This window comes from Burkholderia sp. THE68, from assembly GCF_009938265.1.
Lineage (GTDB): Bacteria > Pseudomonadota > Gammaproteobacteria > Burkholderiales > Burkholderiaceae > Caballeronia.
In genome coordinates, this window is sequence record NZ_AP022316.1 from 1 (window position 1) to 24,519 (window position 24,519).

Consider the following 24,519-nt stretch of genomic DNA (forward strand, 5'->3'; position numbering starts at 1 on the left):
ATGGCCACCAAGCGCGCAAAGAAAACCGACGTAGTCAGCCCGAGTTCGGCGGAGTTGCGCAAGGCGGTCGAGGCCATTGCGATTCAGCCGAAGAGCGGCAAGATCACGCTGCTCACGAGAAAACTGTTCAACGTGCTGCTCGCGGTTGCCCAGCAGGCTGACGATTCCGGCGACACGTACCGCGCACTGCTATCGGATATCGTTGCGAACTCCGCGTTCGATTCGAACGATACCGCGCTGGTTAAAGAGCACTTGCGTCGGATGGTGTCGGTGCAGGTCGAGTGGAGCACTGGCACGTCGAGTCAGAAGCCCGGCCGCAAATGGGGCATTTCGACCCTGATCGCCGACGCCGAAATTCTCGAAGACCCGACGACACGCCGCGTATGGGTCGAATTTTCTTTTGCGCCCAAAATCAAGAAGAAGCTGCTGGATCCCGTGCAGTATGCGCGCCTGAGCCTGCAGTTTCAAAGTCAATTGCGCAGCAGCGCTGGCCTCGCGCTCTACGAAATCTGCGTCCGCTATCTGACCAACCCGAGCCATCTGACGATGCGCGAGACGTGGGAATGGTGGCGTCCGATCTTGTCCGGCACACCCGACACGGAAGCCGGCGACGAGGCCAAGCGCGAGTACAAGTACTTCAAGCGCGACTATCTGCGTCCGGCTATCGCCGAGGTGAACGCGGTGACGAACATTTTCGTCGAACTGGTGGAGCATCGAGAGGGGCGGCGCGTCGCGGAAATCCAGTTTCGCGTGACCGAACGCAAGCAGCCGATGCTCGCGCTCGATGAACATCCGAATGTGTTCGACAGCACGCTCGTCGACCGGATGGTGAAGATCGGCATTCCGCTCAAGGACGCACAGACCCTGTACGCAGATAGCGAAGAAAATCGTATTCGCGCCGCTTTGCAGATGACGGAGCAGCGTATGCGCAGCACATCGTTGCCGCCGGTTCGCAGCGCAGCGGCGCTGTTCAAGGATGCGCTCAAGAAAGGCTATGCGCCGCCGGTCGAGGCGTTGCCCCCGGCCGCGAGCGGCACGGCCGTCCGTACGCCGGCGACCGTCTCGGCCGCCGCCGACGATCTCAAAGCCCGTTTGCTCAGCGAATTTTCAGCTTACCGTCGCAAGGAAGCGCGCGTGCTGTACGACGAGCAAGGTGAGGAAGAACGGGAACTCGCGCGTCAGTCGTTCGAGGAAGATGTGTTGCCGGGACTGGGAACGCACATGCGCGATGACTGGCGCAAGCGCGGATTGGGTTCGAAGCTCGCCGAGACATCTTTTTTCGACTGGCTTGCTCGCAAGACCTGGGGCGAGCCCACGGACGGCGACTTGCTGGCATTTACGTTGAATCAGTCGCGCGTCGGTTGATGCCGCACGCCTGGAAGGGCCACCGAAGGACGACTTCGGCGGCCACACATCGCATTACTTTTTGGTCTCGTCAGGCTTAAGCATCAGTTCGATCTGATGCAGCAGTTCATCGCGCTTTTCGCGGGACAAGCCGCGCAGACGCAACTCGAGACGATCCTCTCCGTAAGACTTCAGATCGCCAACCGCTATGCCATCGAGTTTGATCTCGAGACGCTGCGCATAGCGCTGGCGGCTGGGTGTCTTCGGCGCTTCCTGCGCGCTTGCGCGCCCCTTGACGATATCGGCGACCTGGCGCGTGCTCAGATCGTCGGACGCGATCTTGTTGATGAGCCGCAGTGTGGCATCGCTGCCGCGCGCGGTGTGATAACGGGTTATCTGATAGGCCATGTTCGAGCCGAACCGGTCCGGGCGCGCAACCATCTCGTGCATGACGTTCTCTGGCAGCTTTGCGATCGACAGCGCCACAGCGATCGTCGATTCGTCGAGGCCCAGATGATCCGCGAGTTCGCGCTGGCTCTGAAAGTGCTGCTCGTCGAGGAAGCGCCGCCAGACCACTGCATTGTCGAATACGGTCTGTGAGTCGCGCTGAACGTTCAGGTCATAGCCCAGCTTGTAGCTCTGAATGCCGATCGGCAAATCGACTACCACCGCCTTCACCGTTTCCTTGTTCGCCTCTTTCAGCGCCCGCACGCGGCGACCGCCATCGCTGACAAAAAACGTCCCCGGATTCTCGTAGTCGGGGATGACGTGGATGGCCTGCTGCTGTCCCTGCTTCGCGAGATTGACGGCCAATTCCGCGATCGATGTCTTGAGATAGAAATGGCGTGGATTGAACGGGCTCGGCTTGATCGACTTCAATGACAGTTCGATCACTTGTCCCGCCGTATAGCGATTCGCGCGTCGCCACGCCAGGTATTCATCGGACTCCGGCCCGGTGGCGACATCGCTGGGTTCGTCGGCGACGAACGCGCTGGACCGGCCGTTCGCCGCGGCTTGTCCCACGTGCTGGATATCGACGATGCCGTCGATCGCATTGAGCCGGTCGAGTGCCGTGCGCTTCTCGCTGCTCGTCGAGTCGGGGCGGGCCTTGAAGCCCTTTGCAAACTGGGACGGTTTCATTCAGGGTCCTTTATGCGCATAAAGTCAGGGGAGCATGCCGAGGATCTCGTCGGCCACGGCGCGGATCTCCGTGGCAGCGAGGCGCGATCCCCGATCGCTCATTTGAAGTACGGTCTGTCCGAGCGCCATCGCCTGCTTGTAGCACTCGCGCGTGGGGATCTGGGTCTTGAGCAGAGGAAAGCCGAGTTCCTCGAGCGCGACCTTGAGCTCGCGCGTGAGCATGCGCTTCTCTTCGGTCTTGTTGAGGAGAAAAACGGCGCGCAGATCTTCGTTCATTACCTGCGCTTGCTGTACGAGCTTGACGAGACCGACGCTCGACCAATAATCCGCCGGCGACGACGACGTCGGAATCACGGCCACGCTTGCCGCGAGCAGGACGACGCCGGAAACCTTCTCCGTGATCGACGGCGGGCAATCGACCACGATGATGTCGTAGTCGTTGACAAACTTCTTGATCTCTCGATGGATCTGCCCTCCCGCTTCAGAGAGGTTCACGACGGGAAATGGAATCCCGCTCTCGCCATCCGATCCGGCGCTCGACCAGTGAATGAGTGTGTTCTGACCATCTGCGTCGACGACCAGCACACGCTTTTTCTTCTCGTGAAAGGCCGCACCGAGATGCATCGCAATCGTGCTTTTGCCGACGCCGCCCTTCTGCTGCGTGATCGCTATGATTTCCGCCGCCACGTTCTGCTCCGATTTTTGAAGTCCGTTGAATTCTACATTGGCGTAATCATTTTTCCAGTGTTAATCATCAACAAATGACAATCGTTGGCCATTCGGCCGAGGTTTATGCGCATAAAGTCGAGAGCATTCAGGAGACCTTGGGGGACGACAGTGCGAGGCGAACTTTATGCGCATAAAGTCCCCGCGCCCCACCCGATGCGAAACGTCGTCCGTCATCACCGCTGGAACAAAATCGCCTATCCTAGGCGCTGTCCCAACCGCCGCCCGTGCCGGAGACTTCATGACCGTTCGCAATCTGGATATCCTGTTCGCGCCGAAGTCGATCGCAATCGTGGGTGCCTCGTCGCGCGCGGGCAGCATCGGCGAGATGGTCTGGGCGCATGCATCGTGCGCAGGATTCAAAGGCCCGCTTTGGCCGGTCAACCCAAAGTACGATTCGCTGGGCGGCGAAACGGTCTTTCGCGACATCGATGCGCTGCCCGATGCGCCGAATGTCGCCGTGCTCTGCACAAAACCGCGCACATGGCCGGACCTCGTCGAGCGTCTGGGCCGGCGCGGGACGAAAGCGGTGGTGATCGTCGGCGAAGCGAAGCAACGCGGCGAGTCATCGGCGGGCACTGACACGGATCAATGGACCGCTCGCGCGCTTGCGGCGGCCCGCCCTTTTCTCGTGCGCGTCGTCGGACCCGCGAGTCTGGGCGTGGTGACGCCCGCCATCGGCGCGTGTCTCGGCGCGCCCGCGTGCAGCGTGAAGTCCGGTGGCGTCGCGTGGGTCTCCGGCTCGAATGCGTTGACGAACGGCGTGCTGGGCTGGGCGCGTGCACGCGGGCTCGGCTTTTCGCGCATCGTCGCGCTCGGCGATGAAGCCGATGTCGATTCCGGCGACATCCTCGATTTCCTTGCCAGCGATGCATCCACGCGCGCGATCCTGCTTGCCATCGAAAACCTCAAATCGGCGCGCAAGTTCATGTCCGCGGCGCGCGCCGCCGCACGGAACAAGCCGGTGCTCGTGCTTCGTACCGGTCGCGATGATCCGTTCGACCGTCTCTATGGCGCCGCCTTCCGTCGCGCCGGCCTGGTTCGCGTCGATTCGCTCGACGATCTGCTCGACGAAATCGAAACCCTCGGTATCGGCCGCGTCGCGGCAAGCGACGTGGCGACCGTCATCACGAGCGATCGCGGCGTTGCGGCGCTCGCCCGGGACGCGTTCAGCGCCGCCGGCGATGACCTCGCGCAATGGCCTGCGGCCGCACGCGATGCCATCGCGGCAGCGCTGCCGCGCGCTCACGCGGGCAATCCGCTGCTGCTCGGCGACGACGCCACGCCAGCCGATTTCGGCGCCGCGCTCGAAGCGCTCGCGGCGCATCGCGAGACCGGCACGGTATTCGTCGTGCATGCGCCGACTCACAGCGCGCCCGTCGCAAAAGTCGCGGAGATGCTGATTGCCGAGCGTCGTCACGCGTATCGTGGATTGCTGGCGTGCTTTTTCGGCTGCGCCGATGCGGCCACGCGCGACGAACTGCACGCGAACGGCATACCCGTGCATACGACGCCCCATCGGCTCGCGCGCGGCTTCGCGCGTCTCGTCGACTTTCGGCAAGGCCGCGAATTGTTGATGCAAACGCCCGATGGCCTGCCCGTCGATATCCCGGAAGACATCGATGCCGCGCAGTCCGAGATCCGCGGCGCACTCGCAAACGGCATCGCCGAACTGAACGGCGAACGTGCGGCGCGCGTGCTCGCCCGCTTCGGCATCACGGTGAAACCAGGACCGCCCGATTCACTGACGAGCGACGCCGTCGAGATTCAGGCGCGCCTGCTCAACCATCGCGTCTTTGGCCCGGTCTTCGAGTTCAGGGCCGAAGGCGCGCTCGGCCTCGCGGACGCGCTTCACGAGTTCGCGTTGCCGCCGCTCAATCCGATTCTGGCGCGCGATCTCGTCATGCGCTCGCCGCGCTCGCGCGAATTGCCCGCCGAGGCGCTCCTCAACGCGCTGACATCGCTGTCGCAGCTCGTTTGCTATATCGAAGAAATCGTCGCGCTGAAACTCACGCTGCGCGTGACGCGCGATTCGGTTGCCGTTCACGAGCCGCAACTCACGCTGGGCGCGCATCGCAAGCCGCTTGCGATCGTCCCGTATCCGCGCTGCCTCGAAGAGACGCTCGACTGGCGTGGCATGCGCGTCACTGTGCGGCCGATTCGTCCCGAGGATGAAGACGCGCACGCCGCGTTCGTCGCCGCGAATACCGCCGAAGATTTGCGCCTGCGTTTTTTCGGTGCGGTGCGCAGCTTCGATCATTCGCAGCTCGCGCGCATGACGCAGATCGATTACGACCGCGAAATGGCGCTGATCGTGACGCGGGCCAATGGCGATGGGGTGGGCGAGACGCTCGGCGTGGCGCGCGCGATCGCCGATCCCGACAACGAGACCGCCGAATTCGCCGTGGCCGCGCGCTCGGATATGAAGGGGAGAGGGTTGGGGTCGCTGCTGCTGTCGCGCATCATCGACTACGCGAAAAATCGCGGCACGCGCTGGATGATCGGCGAAGCGTTGCGCGAGAACGCCGGCATGATCGCGCTCGCGCGCAACAGCGGCTTCGAGTTGACGAAGACCGAAGACCCGGGCGTCGTCGGCTTCAGAATGCGGCTGTGCGATACGCCGTCACAGCCGCGCGCCGATCAGGCTTAGGCCGCGAGTTTCTCGAGCGCTTCGTCGACCTGAACGCGCGATAGCGAAAGCTCGTCGAGCAATGCTTCGGCGTACGTATTTCCCGTTTCCTTTTCGAGCCGCGCGATCGTCAACGCGCAACGCGACGTGTCCTTCAAGGTCGCGATGAATCCCTTCACCGATTGCCCCGACGTGAACGCCTCGAACAGCGGCACGCGAATTTCCTCGGGCAACGCGCGCGACGTCCACTGATACGGCTTGCCGTTATGCGTCAGTTGCGGCGGCAGCGTGCGCTCTTTCTTCGCGGCGGGAATCAGGCCGAAGGTGCGCGCCGCATCGCCGATCTGCTCGGCCGAAAAAAGCTCATCGGGCGTGATGTCGAATTGCGCGATATACGTTTCGATCGTCTGCATCGCGGCTGCGCGATCGTCGCGCTTCTTCTGCGCGCGCGCGACGATCTCGCGCAGCTCGTCGGCTTCGTCGGACGTGATCGTGAAATTGGCCTGCTTTTGCTGGAGTTCGGTGAAGCGGAGGAATTCGGAATCGGAAAGGAGTTTCGCCATCGGGAATGCGTCGGGTTGAACACGACGGCACGTCATTGCGGCGCGCCGTCATTTTGAGAGGGCCGCCATTCTAACGCGCGGAGCGTGCGCCGTTCAGTCGTGCACCATCGAAAGCGAATCCGCCGCGTCCCGCAGAAGCGCGGTCACGTCGTCGATCGACGGCGCCACGTACTCGTCGATCCGCCGCATATACGGGCAGGTGAGGGCGGCGATCGCCTGGCCGGACGGCCCGAGCAACGGAAACGTCACGTCCGTCACGCCGAAGGTCTGCTGGCTGTCCTTCTTCGAATAACCGACCGCGCGAACCTGCTGATAGTCGGCGTCGAGCACCGCGCGATCGAGTTCGAGTTCGCCTTTGACCTTCGTATGCTCGGCGAGCATGTGCTCGCGTTGCTCGTCGGTCTGGAACGCGAGCATCACGCGGCCCGAGCCGGTATCGATCAGGCCGACGCGCGAGCCGAGCCGCACCGAAATGCCCCACGTGCCGGGGCCGTCCACTTGCGCGATGACGAGCAGATTGCCGCGATCGTAGACCGCGAGATGCACCGATTGCTCGGCCGCGTCCGCGAAACGCTGCATCACCGGCAGCGCTTCGGCGATGAGCCGGTTCATCGGCGGATGACGATGCGCGAGCGCGTAGAGCTTCAGGCTCAGCGAATAGCGATCGCCTTCGGGCGAGCGCACGACGTACTGCCGCGCGACCAGCCGCTCCAGCATCCGATACATCTCGCTCGCGTTGCGTCCGAGCAGCTTCGTGATCTCGGCACGCGTGAGCCCCGATTTCTGCTCCGACAGCAATTCGAGGATATCGAGGCCCTTGTCGAGCGCGGGCGCGCGATAGCGGTCGGCGTCGTTGTCTTCAACGTCCATGTGCAGTCTGGGTCGGTTCATGAATCGCGCGAGTTTAAGCCTTTTGTCATCGAACGAAAAATCCGGCTAGGGAAACTACGTACCGGTTTCGCCATGCTTCGTCCTTGACTTCGAATTGTGCGTATATGAATAATACGTTCACTGATGAATCAATGCACCGGTCGTTTTCCGCAGCCCCACGTTGCAGTCACCAAGAACAGCACACATCAGGAGACAAGCAGATGAAGTTCACCCGGAAACTCGCCGTCGTCGCCGCGCTCGCGGCGGCTGGCACCATCGGCATGGCCCATGCGGCCGAAAGCGGCAAAGTCGGCCTCGGCCTGCCGCTCTTGACCTCGCCGTTCTGGCAGTCGTACAACAACTACCTGCCGAAATACGCGAAGGAGATGGGCCTCGACATCCTCGCGCCCGTCAATTCGAACGGCGATCCTGCGCAACAGATCACCGACATGAACAACCTGCTGAATCTGGGCGCGCGCGGCATTGTCGTCGGGCCACTCGATTCGGCGGCGATCAGCCGGGCGCTCGACGCGTCGTCGGCCAAGAGCGTTCCGGTCGTCGCGGTGGATGTCGCGCCGACGCAGGGCAAGGTCGCGATGGTCGTGCGCGCCGACAATCGCGCGTATGGCACCAAGTCGTGCGAGTACATCGGCGAGCACGTGAAGTCGGGCAAGGTCGTGCAGATCATGGGCGATCTGGCGTCGGTGAACGGCCGCGACCGGTCCGAGGCATTTCGCGCGTGCCTAAAGAAATATCCGTCGCTGAGCCTGCTGGAGATTCCGGCCGCCTGGAAAGGCGACGCCGCCGCGACCGCGCTCGACAGCCTCCTGACCGCGAATCCCGACGTGAAGGCGATCTACATGCAGGCGGGCGGCGTGTATCTGTCGCCGACGCTGCAGACGCTGCGCCGCAAGCAACTGCTGGTGAAGGCGGGCGATCCGAAGCACATCGTGATCGTGAGCAATGACGGCATCCCGCAGGAATACGATGCGATCCGGCGCGGCGAGATCGACGCGACTATCTCGCAGCCCGCCGATCTGTACGCGAAATACGGTCTCTTCTATATCAAGGCCGCGCTCGCCGGACAGAGCTTCAAGCCCGGTCCGACCGATCACGGCAGCACGATCGTGCAGCGCGCGCCCGGCATTCTGGAGGATCAGTTGCCCGCGCCGCTCGTGACGAAGACCAACGTCGACGACAAGTCCCTCTGGGGCAACAACATCAAATGAGCGCGCCCGTCGTTGAAGCGATCGGGCTGACCAAGCGCTACGGCTCGACCGCCGCACTCGCCGACGTCACGATGCGCGTGCTGCCCGGCGAGTCGCATGCGCTCGTCGGGCGCAACGGCGCGGGCAAATCGACTCTCGTGTCGATGATCACCGGCCTGCGCCGTCCCGACGCCGGCGAGATCCGCTTCGGCGGCGAGAGCGCGCCGCCGCTCGTCGATCGCGATGCCTGGCGCGAGCGCGTCGCGTGCGTCTATCAGCATTCGACGATCATCCGCGAGCTGTCGGTGGCCGAGAACCTGTTCATCAACCGGCAGCATCGGCGCGGCGGCGTGATCGACTGGCGCGCGATGCGCCGCGACGCCCGCGCCTTGCTCGATCACTGGAAGATCGACGTGCGCGAGGATGCGCGCGCGGGCGATCTGACGGTCGAGGCGCGGCAGCTCGTGGAAATCGCGCGGGCGCTGTCGTACGGTGCGCGCTTCATCATTCTCGACGAGCCGACTGCACAGTTGGACGGCGAGGAGATCAAGCGTCTCTTCAGGCGTATCGAAGAGTTGCAGCGCGAAGGTGTCACTTTCCTGTTCATTTCCCATCACTTGCAGGAAGTGTACGAAATCTGTCAGGCAGTGACCGTTCTGCGCGATGCCAGGCATATCGTCAGCGCGCCGGTTTCTGCGTTGCCGCGCGACAAGCTGATCGAAGCGATGACGGGCGAACAGGGCGGTCTCGCCGTCGCGGATGCGGCCGCGCGTGCGCCTCTGCCCGCCGATGCATCGATCGCGCTGTCCGTGTCCAGTCTCTGCGGCGACGACTACGCCGACGTGAGCTTCGCCGTGCGACGCGGCGAAGTCATCGGCCTGACGGGCGCGACGACGAGCGGCCGCACGAGTGTCGCGGAAGCCATCGCCGGTTTGAAGGCGCAGCGCAGCGGCGCGATCGAGGTCGATGGCCGCGCGCTTCCTCCCGGCGACGTGCCTGCCGCGCTCGCGCGTGGCGTCGGCTGCGTGCCGAAGGACCGGCATCGCGAAGGACTGGTGCTGTCGCAATCCGTCGCGGAGAACGCGTCGATGACGATCGCGCGCACGCTCGGGCGCTTCGGCATCGCGTCGCCGGCGCAGAAGAACGCGTTCGGACGCCGCATGATCGCGGCGCTCGGCATCAAGACGCAGGGGCCGGAGCACATCGTGTCGGGCCTGTCGGGCGGCAATCAGCAAAAAGTGGTGATGGCGCGCGCGCTCGCCACCGATCCGAACGTGCTCGTGCTCATCGATCCGACCGCCGGCGTCGACGTGAAGTCGAAGGAAGCGCTGCTCGGCGTCGTCGAGCGTGTGCGCGAGGAAGGCAAGGCGGTGCTCGTCGTCTCCGGCGAACTCGACGACCTGCGCACCTGCGATCGCGTGCTCGTGATGTTCCGGGGCGCCATCGCCGCCGAATTCCCTGCCGGTTGGCAGGACCATGAACTGATCGCATCCGTCGAAGGAGTGAGTCTCCATGAAGCATGATGTTTCCAGTCCCGCGATGGCCGGCGTGCCGATGCAGCGGCCGCGCCCGCGCATCGAACTCGCGCGCTTTCGCGATCTCGCACTCGTGCCCGCGCTCGCGTTGCTGCTCGCGATCGGCGCGTTCGTCAGCCCGAGCTTTCTGACGCAGGCGAATCTGATCAGCATTCTCGGCGCGTCGGCGGCGCTTGCGCTCGTCGTGCTCGCCGAATCGCTGATCGTGCTGACGGGCAAGTTCGATCTGTCGCTCGAATCGACGGTCGGCATCGCGCCCGCCGTCGGCGCGATGCTCGTGATGCCCGCGGCGTCGGCGGGCTTCGGCCTCGAATGGCCGGCGGCGGCGGGTCTCGCGGCGATCGTCGTCGTGGGCGCGGCGGTCGGTTTCATCAACGGCTTTCTGGTCGTGCGGCTGCGCCTGAACGCGTTCATCGTCACGCTGGCGATGCTGATCGTGCTGCGCGGCATGCTCGTCGGCGCGACCAAGGGCGGCACGCTGTTCGACATGCCGCCGTCGTTCTTCACGCTCGCGACCACGCTCGTGCTCGGCCTGCCGCTCTCCGTCTGGCTCGCGGCGGCGGCCTTCGCGGTCGCGGCGTTCATGCTGCGTTACCACCGGCTCGGCCGCGCGCTCTACGCGATCGGCGGCAATCCGGAAGCGGCGCGCGCGGCGGGCATTCGCGTCGAGCGCGTGACGTGGGGCGTGTTCGTGCTGGGCAGCGTGCTCGCGTCCATCGGCGGGCTGATCGTGACGGGCTATGTCGGCGCGATCAACGCGAATCAGGGCAACGGCATGATCTTCACGGTGTTCGCCGCGGCGGTGATCGGCGGGATCTCGCTCGACGGCGGCAAGGGCACGATGCTCGGCGCGCTGTCAGGCGTTTTGCTGCTGGGCGTCGTGCAAAACCTCCTGACGCTTGCGCAAGTTCCGTCGTTCTGGATTCAGGCGATCTACGGCGCGATCATCCTCGGCTCGCTGATGGTGGCGCGGCTCGCGGGTGGCGAAGCGCAAACTTGAGATATCGAACGATGCAAACCAACACCGACCCGCGCCTCATTCTGCTGAGCCCGGAAGACAACTGCCTGATCGCTGCCGCGCGCCTGCCGCAAGGCGAAACGCTGCTGATCGAAGGCGAGGCCGTCATGCTCGCGACGACCATCGAGCTTGCGCACAAAGTGGCGCGGCGCGCGCTGTCGAAGGACGACAAGGTGCTGCGCTACGGCGCGATCATCGGCCACGTCAGCGCCGATGTCGCGCGCGGCGCGCATCTGCATACGCACAATCTCGAAAGCGACTACATCCCGACGTACACGCACGATGCCGGGCACGCGTACGTACAGCACTGAAGAACAGTCATGAACACTCCCGCACTGCAAGGCTTTCTCCGCGCCGATGGCAAGAAGGGCATCCGCAATGTCGTCGCGGTGGCGTATCTCGTCGAATGCGCGCATCACGTCGCGCGCGAGATCGTCACGCACTTCCGTCCGTCGTTCGACGCGTTCGATGCCTTCGATCCGCAAGCCGAAGCGCCCGTGCATCTGATCGGCTTTCCCGGCTGCTATCCGAACAGCTACGCCGAAAAGATGCTGGAGCGCCTCTGCACGCATCCGAACGTCGGCGCGGTGCTGTTCGTCTCGCTCGGCTGCGAGAGCATGAACAAGCACTATCTCGCCGATGTCGTGCGCGCGAGCGGCCGTCCCGCCGCCGTGCTGACGATTCAGGAAAAAGGCGGCACCCGCAGCACGATCCAGAACGGTCTCGACTGGGTGCGCGAGGCGCGCGCGACGCTCGCCTCGCAACCGAAAGTGCCGATGGCGCTCGACGAACTGATCGTCGGCACGATCTGCGGCGGCTCGGACGGCACGAGCGGCATCACGGCGAATCCGGCTGTGGGCCGCGCGTTCGATGCGTTCATCGACGCGGGCGCGTCGTGCATCTTCGAGGAAACAGGCGAGCTCGTCGGCTGCGAATTCCATATGAAGCGGCGCGCGGCGCGGCCCGAACTCGGCGACGCGATCGTCGATTGCGTGCAAAAGGCCGCGCGCTATTACACGACGATGGGCCACGGCTCGTTTTCCGTCGGCAACGCGGACGGCGGGCTGACGACGCAGGAAGAGAAATCGCTCGGCGCGTATTCGAAAAGCGGCGCGTCGCCGATCGTCGGCATCATCAAGCCGGGCGATGTGCCGCCGACCGGCGGACTGTATCTGCTCGATGTCGTGCCGGACGGCGAGCCGCGCTTCGGCTTTCCCAACATCAGCGACAACGCGGAGATCGGCGAGCTGATCGCGTGCGGTTGTCACGTGATTCTCTTCACGACCGGACGCGGCTCGGTGGTCGGCTCGGCGATCTCGCCGGTCATCAAGGTCTGCGCAAATCCGTCGACGTATCGCAATCTGTCCGGCGACATGGACGTCGACGCGGGCCGCATCCTCGAAGGCCGCGCGACGCTCGACGAAGTGGGCCGTGAAATCGTCGATGTCACCGTCGCGGTGGCGGCGGGCGCGGCGTCGAAGTCGGAAGCGCTCGGGCATCAGGAATTCATTCTGACTTACAAAGCCTTCGAACCGGTCGGCCCCGCGTGTTTGCCCGCGAGCGTGGGACGCGTTACTGTGGCGGCTTGAGTTTCGCCATCTCAAATCATTCGGAGTTTGCAGATGACCGCAGAAGCGCAAGCAGCAGTTTCACGTCGACGCAAAATTGGCCGTACCGACCTGGACGTGACCGCGCTGTCGCTCGGCACCGCGCCGCTCGGCGGGCTGTATCACGAGCTCACGGAAGAGGAGGCGCGCGCGACCGTCGATGCCGCATGGCAGGCCGGCCTCCGCTTCTTCGATACCGCGCCGCACTACGGCCACACGAAGGCGGAGCATCGTCTCGGCGATGCGCTGCGGCGTTATCCGCGCGGCGAGTACGCGTTATCGACCAAAGTCGGCCGCCGCTTCGTCCCGCGCACGACGCCCGACGACGGCAGCGAGGGCTGGGCCGCGCCGCTGCCGTTCCAGGCGATCTACGACTACACCTACGACGGCATCCTGCGCTCGTTCGAGGACAGCCAGATGCGGCTCGGCATGATCGATATCGACATCGTGCTGATTCACGACATCGGCCGGGTCACGCACGGCGAGCGCAACGCGCATTACTGGAAGCAACTGACCGACGAAGGCGGTTTCCGCGCGCTCGACGAACTGAAGCAATCGCGCGGCGTGAAAGCGGTCGGGCTGGGCGTGAACGAAGGCGCGGCCGTCATGGAAGCGATGGCCGAATTCGATATCGACTGCGCGTTGCTCGCGGGCCGCTACACGCTGCTCGAACAAAACACGCTCGACGATCTATTGCCCGAATGCGAGAAGCGCGGCGTGAGCATCCTGCTCGGCGGCGCGTTCAACTCGGGCATTCTCGCGCGCGGTCTCGATGCGAGCGCGCACGGCGATCTCAAGTTCAATTACGGCGATGCGCCGAAGGACATCGTCGAGCGCGTCGGCAAGCTGGAGCGCGTGTGCCGCGAACATGGCGTCGCGCTCTCGACGGCGGCCATCCAGTTTCCTTATGCGCATGAAGTCGTGGCCACGGTGCTGATGGGCGCGCGCACGCCGGACGAAGTGCGCGCGAACGCGGCATCGTTCGCAACGCCGGTTCCGCTCGCGCTGTGGGACGCGTTGCGCGCCGAAGGTCTGCTGCACGCGAGTGCGCCGGTGCCGCGATGAATATCGATTCCCACCAGCATTATTGGAACCCCGCGCGCGGCGATTATGGCTGGCTCACGCCGGACATGAAGCCGCTGTATCGCGTATTCGGTCCCGACGATCTCGCACCGCTGCGCGACGCAGTCGGCGTTCAGAAAACGGTCGTCGTTCAGGCCGCGCCGACAGTCGACGAAACGCGCTATCTGCTCGATCTCGCGCGCCGCGACGATTCGATCGCGGGCGTCGTCGGCTGGGTGCCGCTCGATTCGCCCGATGCAGCGAAGATCATCGACGAACTCGCGCGCGAACCGAAGTTCAAGGCCGTTCGCCCGATGCTGCAAGACTTGCCCGACGATACCTGGATCGAACACGCGCCGCGCAAGGACGCGATCGAGCGCCTGATCGAACACGATCTCGCCTTCGATGCGCTGATCTTCGCGCGGCACGTGCCTTCGCTGATCCGGTTCGTCGAGCGTTATCCGGCGTTGCGCGTGGTGGTCGATCATGGCGCGAAGCCGCCGATTCGCGATGGCGTCGATGGCTGGCAACCCTGGGCCGATGGCATCGCGCAACTCGCGGCGTTACCGCAGCGACTGCTCTGCAAACTTTCTGGCCTCGCGACCGAAGCAAAAGAAAGCTGGACCGACGAAACCATGAAACCCTACGTCGCGCATCTCATCGAACATTTCGGCGCGGCGCGTCTGATGTGGGGCAGCGACTGGCCCGTGCTCGACCTGAACGGCAGTTACACTGGCTGGCACAGCACGGCCAAGAACCTCACGTCTCATCTCGAAAAAGCCGAACAGGACGCGATTTTCGGCGCCAACGCCCGCGCGTTCTATCGTCTCTGAAACGGCTGATATACCCGGCATGTCTCAAAAAACACTTCGACTGGAGCAGTAGATGGTACAAAGACTGGCAGGCAAGACGGCGCTGATCACGGCGGCGGGACAGGGCATCGGGCTCGCGACGGCCGAGCTTTTCGCGGCGCAGGGCGCACGCGTGATCGCGACGGACATCCGCACCGAATCGCTCGACGGCAAGCCCTTCGAAGTGCGCAAGCTCGATGTGCGCGACACGCAGGCGATCAACGCGCTGGCCGACAAGATCGGCGCGATCGACGTGCTGTTCAACTGCGCGGGCTTTGTGCACGCCGGCTCGATTCTGGAAGCGAGCGAAGAGGACTGGGATTTCGCCTTCGACCTGAACGCCAAGGCGATGTATCGTACGATTCGCGCTTTCCTGCCGAAGATGCTGGAAAAAGGCGGCGGTTCGATCATCAACATGTCGTCGGCGGCGTCGAGCGTGAAGGGCGTGCCGAACCGCTTCGTGTATGGTGCGTCGAAGGCGGCCGTGATCGGTCTCACGAAGGCTGTCGCCGCCGATTTCGTCACGCGCGGCGTCCGCTGCAATGCGATCTGCCCCGGCACCGTGGAGTCGCCGTCGCTGAAGGACCGCATCGCGGAGCAGGCGCAGGCGCAGGGCGCGAGCGTCGATCAGGTGCAGGCGGCGTTCGTCGCGCGCCAGCCGATGGGACGCGTCGGCCGCGCCGAAGAGATCGCGGCGCTCGCGCTCTATCTCGGCTCGGACGAATCGTCGTTTACGACGGGCCAGATTCACATCATCGATGGCGGCTGGTCGAACTGACCACGCCCTCATTCTTTTTCGGAACCAGGAGGATCAAACCAGATGAAGCTGCTTCGTTACGGCCCCAAGGGTCAGGAAAAACCGGGTCTGCTGGATGCCGAGGGCCAGATTCGCGATCTGTCGAAGGTCGTCGATGACATCGCCGGCGCGACGCTGACCGATGCGGGCCTGGCGAAACTGCGCGCAACCGACATCGCGTCGCTGCCCGTGGTCGATGGCAAGCCGCGCATCGGGCCGTGTGTCGGGCGTGTCGGCAAGTTCGTGTGCATCGGGCTGAACTACGCGGATCACGCCGCAGAGTCGAATCTGCCGGTGCCGACCGAGCCGGTCATCTTCAACAAGTGGACGAGCGCGATCAACGGCCCGGACGACGACGTGGAAATCCCGCGCAACTCGGTCAAGACCGACTGGGAAGTCGAACTCGGCGTGGTGATCGGCAAGGAAGCCAAGTACGTCGACGAAGCGAACGCGCTCGATTACGTCGCGGGCTACTGCGTGATCAACGACGTCTCCGAGCGCGAGTGGCAGCTCGAGCACGGCACGCAATGGGACAAGGGCAAGGGCTTCGACACGTTCGGCCCGATCGGTCCGTGGCTCGTCACGAAGGACGAAGTCGCCGATCCGCAGAAGCTCGATCTGTGGCTCGAAGTCGACGGCAAGCGCTATCAGAACGGCAACACGAAGACGATGGTCTTCACGGTCGCACAACTGGTCTCGTATCTGTCGAAGGTGATGAGCCTGCAGCCGGGCGATGTCATTTCGACGGGCACGCCGCCGGGCGTCGGCATGGGCGTGAAGCCGAACGCGGTGTATCTGAAGGCCGGGCAAACGATCCGCCTCGGCATTCAGGGTCTCGGCGAGCAGACGCAGAAGACCGTCGCGGCGCAGTAACGCGCACGTGCTAGCCGACAAAAAACCTCGCCGCGGCGAGGTTTTTTGCTTCATAGGACGGAGATTGAAGAGTCAGGCGTGAAAGACCGGCTCGGTGGCGACGCCCTCGCCGATGCGCGTGATCGTGCCCTGCGCGACCGCGACGAGCCGCTCGGCGCCGCCGTCAGTGACGAACACGTCGCACTGGCAGGTCGCCTGCGTCATGCCCGCATGCACCACGCGCGCGCGGGCCATTAGCGTGCCGGAGACGGCCGGGCGCAGATAGTTGATCTTGTACTCCCCGGTGACGACCTTCGGCCCGAGCCGCAGCGCGCCCGCGAAGGTCAGCGCGTTGTCCACGAGATAACTGACCACCCCGCCGTGCACGAAACCGTGTTGTTGCCTCAGCTCGTCCCTGATCGTCAGACACAGCGTGAGACTCGCTGAATCGACCTGCATCAGCTTGGTTCCGAGCAAGGCGCTGAACGGTTGCGCATTCAGCGCACCGCGCGCGATATCGACGATTTCGGCCATTCGGACACTCCTTGGGTGGGTTCGGTGCCGTCCTGCAAAGACAATAGATACCGTTCGCGCCCACTGCAAGGAAGTGACGCAAATATTGTGCAATGGAACGTTTCCGGCGGCGTCCCGCATTCGCGTAGACACGCCGCGCGGCAAACGATTCAAGCTTTCCGGCCTGGTTGCCGTAAACCCGCACTATCCCCGCGATGGGCGGGCCTATTTCGGAAAGTGTGGGTGCAAGAGATGTTCGGAAAGATCAAGGTTTCATCGGGTTTGCTCGCGGTTCTGGTGGTGTTCTGTCTCTTTCAGCTGGTCACGGAAGGACTCGGTTTCTGGTCGCTCTCGCGCACGCATGACGATGTCGGCAGCCTGTCCGACATCGCCTTGAAGCAGGTCAACGCGGTCAACAAGACCACGCAGCATCTGATGGATGCGCGCATCAACCTTTCGCGCGCCGGCACGCGCATGGTGCGCGGCGGCTCCGAGCCGACGGAGATCGTCCAGCACGCGCGCGAGCAGATCGCTTCGGCGGACAAGTCGTTCACAGCGTTCCTGAACGCGCCGAAGACCGGCGAGGAAAACGCGGCGCGCACGGCCGCGCTGCAGGCGAAGTACGCCGACTATTCGAAGGCGTTGAGCGAACTCGTGCAGTATCTCGACGCGGGCAATATCCAGGCGTTTCTCGACCAGCCGACGCAGGGCTTCCAGGATCGCTATCTCGCGGAGCAGCAGAACTTCGTCAATTTCGGCGATGAAGCAGGCCGCGCTTATCTTTCGTCGATCGACACGCGTTACGCGTGGTTCCGCGCGGTGGGCATCGTGATTCTCGTCGCGCTGATCGCGGGCATCGCGCTGGTGCACGTCGCGCTGCGCCGTGGCGTGATCGAGCCGCTGGAAGAAGCGGGCCGGCATTTCGAGCGCATCGCGAAGGGGCGTCTCGATGAGCGCATCGAGGATCGCGGCAGCAACGAAATCGGCCGCCTGTTCGCGGGCCTCGCAACGATGCAGGCGAGCGTCGCGAGCACCGTGAAGACCGTGCGCGAGACATCCGATTCGATCAACTTCGGCGCCGACGAAATCGCGAGCGGCAACGCCGATCTCTCCGCACGCACGGAGAATCAGGCGGCTTCGCTCGAAGAAACCGCATCGAGCATGGAAGAGCTGACCGCGACCGTGCGCCAGAACGCCGAGCACGCGCGCGAGGCGAACACGCTCGCCGGCGACGCGCTCAGCGCGACCTCGCGCGGCTCCAGCGTGGTCGACGATGTCGTCGAGAAGATGCGCGGCATCGCGTCGAGCTCGGACAAGATCGCGGAGATCATTTCGGTCATCGACGGCATCGCGTTCCAGACCAATATCCTCGCGTTGAATGCGGCCGTCGAGGCGGCGCGCGCGGGCGAGCAGGGGCGCGGCTTTGCGGTCGTGGCGGGCGAAGTGCGCGGCCTCGCGCAGCGTTCCGCGCAGTCGGCGAAGGAAATCAAGGAGCTGATCGGCGAATCGGTGGCGCAGGTGAGCGACGGCTCCGTGCTGGTCGAACGCGCGGGCGCGGCGATGCGCGAAGTGTCGGCGTCGATTTCACGCGTCACGCAGATGATGGCGGAAATCAGCGCGTCGTCGCTGGAGCAGAGCGTGGGCATCGAGCAGGTCAATCAGGCCGTCACGCAAATGGACGAGATGACGCAGCAGAACGCGGCGCTCGTCGAGCAGGCCGCGGCGGCCGCGTCGTCGCTGCATGAGCAGACGCGGCAACTGAAGGCGGCGGTTTCGGTATTCCAGCTCGCCTGATTCCGCTCAGTCCGGCAGCGCCGCGTATGACGTCGCGAGGTGGTACGGCGTCGTCGACGGCATGTCGGCGCGGGTGATGTCGCCCTTGTCCGAGCGGCATTCGACCCAACCCGTCTCATGCAGGAAACGCGCGCCAAAACGCGCGATCTGCTGGCCGGCGTCGTCGCCGCGCGTGGCCAGCGCGCGCAGATATTCGGTCTGCGCCCAGATGCGCTGCGTGCCGTCGATCACGCGGCCCGTTTCGTCGAGCGCGGCGCACACGGCGCCCGTTTCCCGGTCGACGCCGTGTTGCTGCGCGAAGTCGAACGCGCGCGCGAGTCCTTCATTGAGCCCCGCCGCTTCGAACGCGGCGTGCTTGCTCCCCAGCGCCAGAAAATACCATTCGAACTGATGGCCGGGCTCCAGCCGGTTGCCTGGCGTGCCCATCGGCAATTCGGCGATCGCGCCGCTCCGCTCGTGCACGAACGCATCCGCGACGGACTGCGCCAGCAGCGCGAGGCGCTTGTCGTAGGCGGCGTCGCCGGTTGCCTCGCGCGCGGCGAGCCACGCTTCGGCGAGATGCATCAGCGGATTCTGCAAGGGCGTTTCGAGCGTCGCGCCGAAGTCCTCGGAGAGCGCCGCGTTCAGCAGATCGCCATTGCTCGAAAAACGCGCTTCGATGAGCCGCGAGGTTTCATCGAGCAGCGCGAAGGCGTCCGCCGAGCCGCTCTTTTTCGCGTAATGCGCGCACGCGAATACGACGAACGCATGCGTGTACAGATCCTTCTGGCGCTCCAGCGGCGCGCCGCTTGCACCCACGCTGTAGAACCATCCGCCGTTTCGTCTGTCCTGAAAATAGTGCCGTAGCGATTCGAAGAGTGTCGCGGCGTGCGCGAGATCCCCGGCTTCAGAGAATACGAAGAGCTGGCGCGCGCAGGCCATCGCGCGATAGCGCTTCGGCGGCAGCGGCGCATGATCGTCCGGCGCGACGGCTTCATAGGCCAGCCCGAGCGCCGCATTGAAGCCCGGCCCGCGCCAGATGGGCAGCACGATGTTCGAGAAATGCGCGCGCAACTGCGCGGCGGAATCCGGGCTCGCCGATTGCATCGGCTGCGAAGCGTTTGATTGCTGATCCTGCATACGGAGACTCTTATGGGTCCGAGGGGCGCGCGGCCTTGCGAGGCACACGCAACAGGAAAGGATAGCAAAACCGGCCCGGCGCGCGCCGCGTCTTCGGAAGGCGCGTCGTGCTTCTTACCGAGAGGAGGCTAAAACATGTTGGGAAATATCGAAATCGTGTCGCGGCTCGTGATGGCCGCCGCGCTCGGCAGCGTGATCGGCTTCGAGCGCGAGCGGCTTTCGTGGGCGGCGGGACTGCGCACGCACATGCTCGTGTGCGTCGGCTCGGCGCTCATCATGATCGTGTCCGCGTACGGCTTCGCGGATGCGCTGAAGAACGAACATGTCGTGCTCGATCCGTCGCGGGTCGCGGCGCAGGTCGTGTCGGGCATCGGCTTTCTCGGCGCGGGCTCGATTCTGCTGCGTGGCGAAATCGTCCGCGGGCTGACCACGGCCGCGAGCCTCTGGTCGGTCGCGGCCATTGGGCTTGCGGTCGGCGGCGGGCTGTACACGGCGTCGATTGCGGCCACGGCGATCATCCTCATCATCCTGGCCGGGATCAAGCCGCTCGAACGCCGCTTCATCAGCGTGAAGCAGCGCCGCCAGCTGACGATGCTCGTCGAGCGCGGCTCGCTCAGCTTTCATGCGCTGCACGAGGCGCTCGGGCCCGGCAGCGTGCGCGTGAAGCAGTTCGTCGTGCAGCAAAGCGACGATTCGCCCGATCTGGACGAGGTGCGGGTGGAACTGTCGCGCGCATCGGCGCTGGAATATCAGGCGATCTGCGAGCGTTTGCGACAACTCGACGTCGTGCGCGAGTTTCGCGAGGACGATGCGACCTGAATTCATCGTCATGATGCTGGTTTGCGCACGCGGCCATGCGACAATGCGGCCTCTCGAAAATAATCGCCGACGCGCCGGTGTGCCTTGCATGCCGGGCCATAGAGGCCGCCGTCTTTCGAACCTATGCCAGATTCCGCAGTAAAGAGAGATCCTGATTCCGCCGTACCCTTGCGCCGTCGACGCGCAGCGCAGGCCACGTCATCCAGCGCCGATACCGAAAAGAAGCTCGCCCGCGCCGCACGCTCGGCGCAGCGTCTCGCTCAACTGAGCGACGGCGCGCGCGGCGGCGAAACGCTCGACCTGTTTGCCGACGACGCCGAACGCGCACATTTGCAGGCGCTCAACACCGATATCCGTCAGGGTACGTTCGAAGGCTTCGAATTGCCGGAGGTGTTTCTCGCGGTCGTGCAATCGAACTGCGGGACAGCGTCGCCGGGCGCAAGCGGCGAGGCCAAACGCGCGGTGCGCGAAAACGTGGCGTCAACGGCGCCCGTGCAAGGGCTGTTTCCGGAAGAACCGACGCCGCCAGTCAAAACGGGCGCACTTGCCGCTGTCGCGACGCGATCCGCGAGCATCAGCACGTCCGTCGCGCCGGATAGCGCGCCGCATTCGGTCGCCGATATCGCCTCAGCGCTGATCGCGAGCGATCGCGGCGAGCTAATCGACAGCGCGCCGCTTGCGAAGCCGCACGCACCCGAACTCGACCGCGCCCGCGCCACCGCATTCGCCGACACCATCGACGCGCTGTACGCCGTGGTCGCGGAACAGCGCACCTCCACGGCGGCCCACGCGCGTCGCATGAAGACGATGCTGACGATCATCGTCTGCGTGATGCTCGTCACGGTGGCGACCGGCATCGCGCAGACGGCCGTGCTGCTGCACATGAGCCGCGACGGCAAGGTCCAGCAGGATCGCATGGAGCAACTGATGCTCAATCAGCAGGCGACGCTCGCCTCGCTCTTCGATACCGATTCCTCGACCGTCAGCTTGCGCCGCACGCCCGGCATGTCCGATGTGCCGCGCGGCTCTGACGGCACCGCGCCCGTTCAGCCCATCAACGCCAGCAAGCGCGTTTCCGCGCCGAACCAGCACGCGCACCATCGCGCCCCTTCATCGGCGCACTGACCCTCGTTGTCACATTCCTGCGACACCCCGCCCTGCGGCGGCGTGTCGCGCTTTCGCGCGTCTTGATAGCACGAGGCCGTCGCACGGGCGTTTCCCACCCGGCCCTCTTTTTTGAGATCGCCGGGCCGGTAATTATGTAGAAAAACTACTGACTTCTTATCCGAAAAATGTTGCGTTGCACTAGAAATCGATCAGGGCAAACCCTATAATCCGTTCTAAGGGAAAACCCTCTATCGCTAACCGGAGTCAGACATGAGCTACCTCTTCGCCCTGCTGCAAAAATTTGCTTCGCTGTTCGAATCGCCGCATCTGCCGATGGACAAAGACTACTCGTATCAAGCGCGTTTCCGTGAATCGGAGCGCAAGCGCAAGGCACGCGGCACGGCTTTCGGCATCCGCCTGTAATGCGCGTCTGATGGCGGCGCGGGAAACACAACACCAGCAATACGCGACGGCACATGCCGCACGACCCGCCCGCTCATTTTTCTTGTTCTTGTAGTTTTTCTAGCATTTTTCTGCCGTTCCCAGCGTCACTTCGGACGTATCTACCTTCCGCGCTCCACGCGCGCGACGCAGTTTGCTCCCTTTCGTTCTGCTGACGCGCTGCTTCTCGCGCCGCCTGCATCGAAAAAAAGCCTTCCGACTTGTTCTGGCGCGACACGCCGAAAATCGCAAGATCGTTCTCTTCGCTGCCCGCAAACCCTTGTCCAGCAAGGCTCCGCCTCGTTCCAAAGAACGCGCTCCTTATTCCAGTGTCGTATTTCCACATGTGGTTGTCGCAAATAGTCGGCTGATGCGACTTTTTTCTGGCAACTATGTATGCAGAGCGTGGACGCGCGTCCGCGCACGCCAGGAGATATTCGATGAATTCCCCCAAGGTAGTAGTCGAGGGACTGTGCAAGGTGTTCGGCAACAGTCCCAAGCAGGCGCTCGACATGCTGGCCGGCGGCGCGACGAAGGAAGAAGTCTTCAAGCGCACCGGACAGATCGTCGGCGTCCATAACGTCTCCTTCGACGTAAAGGAAGGCGAGATTTTCGTGCTCATGGGCCTGTCCGGCTCGGGCAAATCCACGCTGATCCGGCTCATCAACCGGCTCGTCGAACCGACCGCCGGCAAGGTGCTGATCGACGGCCGCGACGTGGCCGCCGTGCCGCGCTCGGAGCTCACGTCCCTGCGCCGCAAGGACATGAGCATGGTGTTTCAGTCCTTCGCGCTCATGCCGCAGCGCACCGTTCTTTCCAACGCCGCATTCGGCCTCGAGGTCGCGGGCGTCGGCAAGAAGGAGCGCGAAAAGCGTGCGATGAGCGTGCTGGAACAGGTCGGCCTCGCGCCCTTCGCGCAGAAGCTGCCCGCGCAGCTATCGGGCGGCATGCAGCAGCGTGTGGGCCTCGCGCGCGCACTCGCGGTGAACCCTTCGCTGATGATCATGGACGAGGCGTTCTCCGCACTCGACCCGCTCAAGCGCAAGGAAATGCAGAACGTGCTGCTCGATCTGCAACGCGAGCAGCGCCGCACGATTCTCTTCGTGTCGCACGATCTGGAAGAAGCGATGCGGATCGGCACGCGCATCGCGATCATGGAAGGCGGCCGCGTCGTGCAGATCGGCACGCCGCAGGAAATCATCACCAATCCCGCCGACGACTACGTGGAAGCGTTCTTCGAAGGTATCGACACGAGCCGCTATCTGACCGCCGGCGATCTGATGCAGACCGACGAAGTGCCGCTCATGAAACACTCGCCGCAGATCGACGCATCGAGCGTCGCGGCGACGCTCAACGGCAGCGCCGACTACGCCTTCGTTCTCGACGGCGAGCGCCGCATCCGCGGCTTCGTCGGGCGCGACGCCAACGGCAATGCCGCGCCGCAGATCAGGCCCATCGAATGCATCGCGCGCAGCATGGCGCTCGATGAAGTCGTGAACCGGGTGGTCGCGAGTCCGGCGCCGCTGCCCGTCGTCGAGGCGGACGGCTCGTATTGCGGTTCGATCAACAAGAGCAATGTCCTGAAGGTCCTTACGCACCATCGAGGTTCCCATGTCTGAAATCATTCCGCTTGGCAGTTGGGTGGACCACGGCGTCCACTATCTCCTCGATCACGACGCGAAAACCTTCGACTCGATCGGCAAGGTCATCGAAACATTCGCCGCGGCGGTCGAACACGGCCTGCAGGCCATTCCGATGTGGCTCCTGATGGCGATCTTCGTCGGCATCGGCTTGTGGCGCGTCGGCTGGCGATTCGCGGCGTTCGTGCTCGCTTCGCTACTGCTGATCTACGCGACCAACTTCTGGGATCAGATGGTCATCACGCTGGGCCTCACGCTCTCGTCGACGATCATCAGCCTGATGCTCGGCATACCGCTCGGCATCTGGACCTCGAAGAGCCGCTACGTCGAGATGGGGGTGCGCCCGGTGCTCGATCTGATGCAGACGATGCCCGCCTTCGTCTACCTGATTCCGGCCGCGATGCTGTTCGGCCTGGGCCGCGTGCCGGGGATTCTGGCGACCGTCATCTTCGCGATGCCGCCGGCCGTCCGACTCACGGCGCTCGGCATCAAGCAGGTGAATCGCGAGATCGTGGAAGCGGGGCAGGCCTTCGGTTGCACGTCGTTCCAGCTGCTCTACAAGGTGCAGATTCCGAACGCGCTGCCGTCGATCATGACCGGCGTGAACCAGACGATCATGATGGCGCTGTCGATGGTGATCATCGCGTCGATGGTCGGCGCGGGCGGTCTCGGTAACGACGTGCTCGCATCGATCCAGCGTCTGGATATCGGCCTCGGCTTCGAGAGCGGCTTGTCGGTGGTGTTGCTGGCGATCATTCTCGACCGCATCACCGAGAGCTTCGGACGGATGCCCGGCATGGCGCGCGCCCCGCTGTTCGCAGGTCTCAGGAGCGTAATGAAAGTGCGCCGCACGCCTGCGACGCAACAAGGCTGAGAGGCTTGAAA

The 24,519-nt window shown here is 64.2% G+C and carries 24 protein-coding genes; 17 read left to right on the forward strand and 7 right to left on the reverse strand.

What is annotated here, in order from left to right:
* Positions 1-1,365 carry a replication initiation protein gene (locus tag BTHE68_RS13545; RefSeq protein WP_162066894.1) on the forward strand — a complete coding sequence of 455 codons (1,365 nt, stop codon included), beginning with the start codon at positions 1-3 and terminating at the stop codon, positions 1,363-1,365.
* Between the two features lie 54 nt (positions 1,366-1,419).
* Here the strand turns inward: BTHE68_RS13545 and BTHE68_RS13550 are convergent, their stop codons facing one another.
* Together BTHE68_RS13550 and parA are read right to left on the reverse strand one after the other, a co-directional pair.
* The gene (locus BTHE68_RS13550) at positions 1,420-2,484 is read right to left on the reverse strand and encodes a ParB/RepB/Spo0J family partition protein (protein WP_162066895.1); all 1,065 of its coding nucleotides are present in this window, start codon (positions 2,482-2,484) and stop codon (positions 1,420-1,422) included.
* Between the two features lie 24 nt (positions 2,485-2,508).
* A complete protein-coding gene (parA, locus tag BTHE68_RS13555; protein ID WP_162066896.1) occupies positions 2,509-3,171 on the reverse strand; it encodes a ParA family partition ATPase in 663 nt (220 codons plus the stop codon).
* Between the two features lie 280 nt (positions 3,172-3,451).
* Between parA and BTHE68_RS13560 the strand changes: the two genes are divergently transcribed.
* Complete coding sequence (locus tag BTHE68_RS13560) at positions 3,452-5,860, forward strand: bifunctional acetate--CoA ligase family protein/GNAT family N-acetyltransferase (RefSeq protein WP_162066897.1); 2,409 nt, start codon at positions 3,452-3,454, stop codon at positions 5,858-5,860.
* Here the strand turns inward: BTHE68_RS13560 and BTHE68_RS13565 are convergent.
* Positions 5,857-6,402: a hypothetical protein gene (locus tag BTHE68_RS13565; protein ID WP_162066898.1), complete on the reverse strand. Its 546-nt coding sequence runs from the start codon at positions 6,400-6,402 to the stop codon at positions 5,857-5,859. The genes BTHE68_RS13560 and BTHE68_RS13565 overlap by 4 nt on opposite strands.
* A 93-nt stretch (positions 6,403-6,495) precedes the next feature.
* Positions 6,496-7,272 carry an IclR family transcriptional regulator gene (locus tag BTHE68_RS13570; RefSeq protein WP_162068184.1) on the reverse strand — a complete coding sequence of 259 codons (777 nt, stop codon included), beginning with the start codon at positions 7,270-7,272 and terminating at the stop codon, positions 6,496-6,498.
* Positions 7,273-7,553: 281 nt separating this feature from the next.
* On the opposite strand from BTHE68_RS13570, the gene BTHE68_RS13575 reads away from it, so the two are divergent.
* Genes BTHE68_RS13575 through BTHE68_RS13615 form a run of 9 tightly spaced genes read left to right on the forward strand, consistent with a single transcriptional unit; the run spans position 7,554 to position 16,222 of the window.
* Positions 7,554-8,501 carry a sugar ABC transporter substrate-binding protein gene (locus tag BTHE68_RS13575; RefSeq protein WP_502710596.1) on the forward strand — a complete coding sequence of 316 codons (948 nt, stop codon included), beginning with the start codon at positions 7,554-7,556 and terminating at the stop codon, positions 8,499-8,501.
* A complete protein-coding gene (locus tag BTHE68_RS13580) occupies positions 8,498-10,003 on the forward strand; it encodes a sugar ABC transporter ATP-binding protein (protein ID WP_162066900.1) in 1,506 nt (501 codons plus the stop codon). Before BTHE68_RS13575 ends, BTHE68_RS13580 begins: the two co-directional genes overlap by 4 nt.
* Positions 9,993-11,015: an ABC transporter permease gene (locus BTHE68_RS13585; RefSeq protein WP_061175111.1), complete on the forward strand. Its 1,023-nt coding sequence runs from the start codon at positions 9,993-9,995 to the stop codon at positions 11,013-11,015. Before BTHE68_RS13580 ends, BTHE68_RS13585 begins: the two co-directional genes overlap by 11 nt.
* A gap of 11 nt (positions 11,016-11,026) precedes the next feature.
* Positions 11,027-11,344: a UxaA family hydrolase gene (locus BTHE68_RS13590; protein ID WP_162066901.1), complete on the forward strand. Its 318-nt coding sequence runs from the start codon at positions 11,027-11,029 to the stop codon at positions 11,342-11,344.
* Between the two features lie 9 nt (positions 11,345-11,353).
* Positions 11,354-12,622: a UxaA family hydrolase gene (locus BTHE68_RS13595; protein ID WP_162066902.1), complete on the forward strand. Its 1,269-nt coding sequence runs from the start codon at positions 11,354-11,356 to the stop codon at positions 12,620-12,622.
* A gap of 33 nt (positions 12,623-12,655) precedes the next feature.
* Positions 12,656-13,705 carry an aldo/keto reductase gene (locus tag BTHE68_RS13600; RefSeq protein WP_162066903.1) on the forward strand — a complete coding sequence of 350 codons (1,050 nt, stop codon included), beginning with the start codon at positions 12,656-12,658 and terminating at the stop codon, positions 13,703-13,705.
* The gene (locus tag BTHE68_RS13605; RefSeq protein WP_162066904.1) at positions 13,702-14,535 is read left to right on the forward strand and encodes an amidohydrolase family protein; all 834 of its coding nucleotides are present in this window, start codon (positions 13,702-13,704) and stop codon (positions 14,533-14,535) included. Before BTHE68_RS13600 ends, BTHE68_RS13605 begins: the two co-directional genes overlap by 4 nt.
* Positions 14,536-14,587: 52 nt before the next feature.
* Complete coding sequence (locus BTHE68_RS13610; protein WP_162066905.1) at positions 14,588-15,331, forward strand: SDR family oxidoreductase; 744 nt, start codon at positions 14,588-14,590, stop codon at positions 15,329-15,331.
* Positions 15,332-15,373: 42 nt separating this feature from the next.
* A complete protein-coding gene (locus BTHE68_RS13615) occupies positions 15,374-16,222 on the forward strand; it encodes an ureidoglycolate lyase (RefSeq protein WP_162066906.1) in 849 nt (282 codons plus the stop codon).
* A 72-nt stretch (positions 16,223-16,294) separates the two neighbouring features.
* On the opposite strand, the gene BTHE68_RS13620 is transcribed toward BTHE68_RS13615, so the two are convergent.
* The gene (locus tag BTHE68_RS13620; RefSeq protein WP_061163114.1) at positions 16,295-16,735 is read right to left on the reverse strand and encodes a PaaI family thioesterase; all 441 of its coding nucleotides are present in this window, start codon (positions 16,733-16,735) and stop codon (positions 16,295-16,297) included.
* Positions 16,736-16,966: 231 nt separating this feature from the next.
* Between BTHE68_RS13620 and BTHE68_RS13625 the strand changes: the two genes are divergently transcribed.
* Positions 16,967-18,508 (forward strand): methyl-accepting chemotaxis protein, encoded by a 1,542-nt coding sequence (locus BTHE68_RS13625; protein ID WP_162068185.1) that lies wholly within the window; start codon positions 16,967-16,969, stop codon positions 18,506-18,508.
* A 6-nt stretch (positions 18,509-18,514) separates the two neighbouring features.
* Here BTHE68_RS13625 and BTHE68_RS13630 read toward each other — a convergent pair whose 3' ends face one another.
* Positions 18,515-19,627: an AGE family epimerase/isomerase gene (locus BTHE68_RS13630; protein ID WP_162066907.1), complete on the reverse strand. Its 1,113-nt coding sequence runs from the start codon at positions 19,625-19,627 to the stop codon at positions 18,515-18,517.
* Between the two features lie 135 nt (positions 19,628-19,762).
* Here BTHE68_RS13630 and BTHE68_RS13635 point away from each other — a divergent pair, with 135 nt between their 5' ends.
* From BTHE68_RS13635 to BTHE68_RS36605, 3 genes are all read left to right on the forward strand, one after another.
* A complete protein-coding gene (locus BTHE68_RS13635; RefSeq protein ID WP_162066908.1) occupies positions 19,763-20,446 on the forward strand; it encodes an MgtC/SapB family protein in 684 nt (227 codons plus the stop codon).
* A gap of 168 nt (positions 20,447-20,614) precedes the next feature.
* On the forward strand, positions 20,615-21,571 hold the full coding sequence (locus tag BTHE68_RS13640; protein ID WP_162066909.1) for a hypothetical protein: 957 nt from the start codon (positions 20,615-20,617) through the stop codon (positions 21,569-21,571).
* Between the two features lie 252 nt (positions 21,572-21,823).
* Positions 21,824-21,976, forward strand: coding sequence for a hypothetical protein (locus BTHE68_RS36605; RefSeq protein ID WP_174258038.1), 153 nt, complete (start codon positions 21,824-21,826; stop codon positions 21,974-21,976).
* 73 nt (positions 21,977-22,049) lie between these two features.
* Here BTHE68_RS36605 and BTHE68_RS13645 read toward each other — a convergent pair whose 3' ends face one another.
* Positions 22,050-22,340 (reverse strand): hypothetical protein, encoded by a 291-nt coding sequence (locus tag BTHE68_RS13645; RefSeq protein WP_162066910.1) that lies wholly within the window; start codon positions 22,338-22,340, stop codon positions 22,050-22,052.
* A 94-nt stretch (positions 22,341-22,434) separates the two neighbouring features.
* On the opposite strand from BTHE68_RS13645, the gene BTHE68_RS13650 reads away from it, so the two are divergent.
* Positions 22,435-23,613, forward strand: coding sequence for a quaternary amine ABC transporter ATP-binding protein (locus BTHE68_RS13650; RefSeq protein WP_162066911.1), 1,179 nt, complete (start codon positions 22,435-22,437; stop codon positions 23,611-23,613).
* Positions 23,606-24,508: a choline ABC transporter permease subunit gene (gene choW, locus BTHE68_RS13655; RefSeq protein ID WP_162066912.1), complete on the forward strand. Its 903-nt coding sequence runs from the start codon at positions 23,606-23,608 to the stop codon at positions 24,506-24,508. Before BTHE68_RS13650 ends, choW begins: the two co-directional genes overlap by 8 nt.
* Positions 24,509-24,519: the final 11 nt, after the last annotated feature.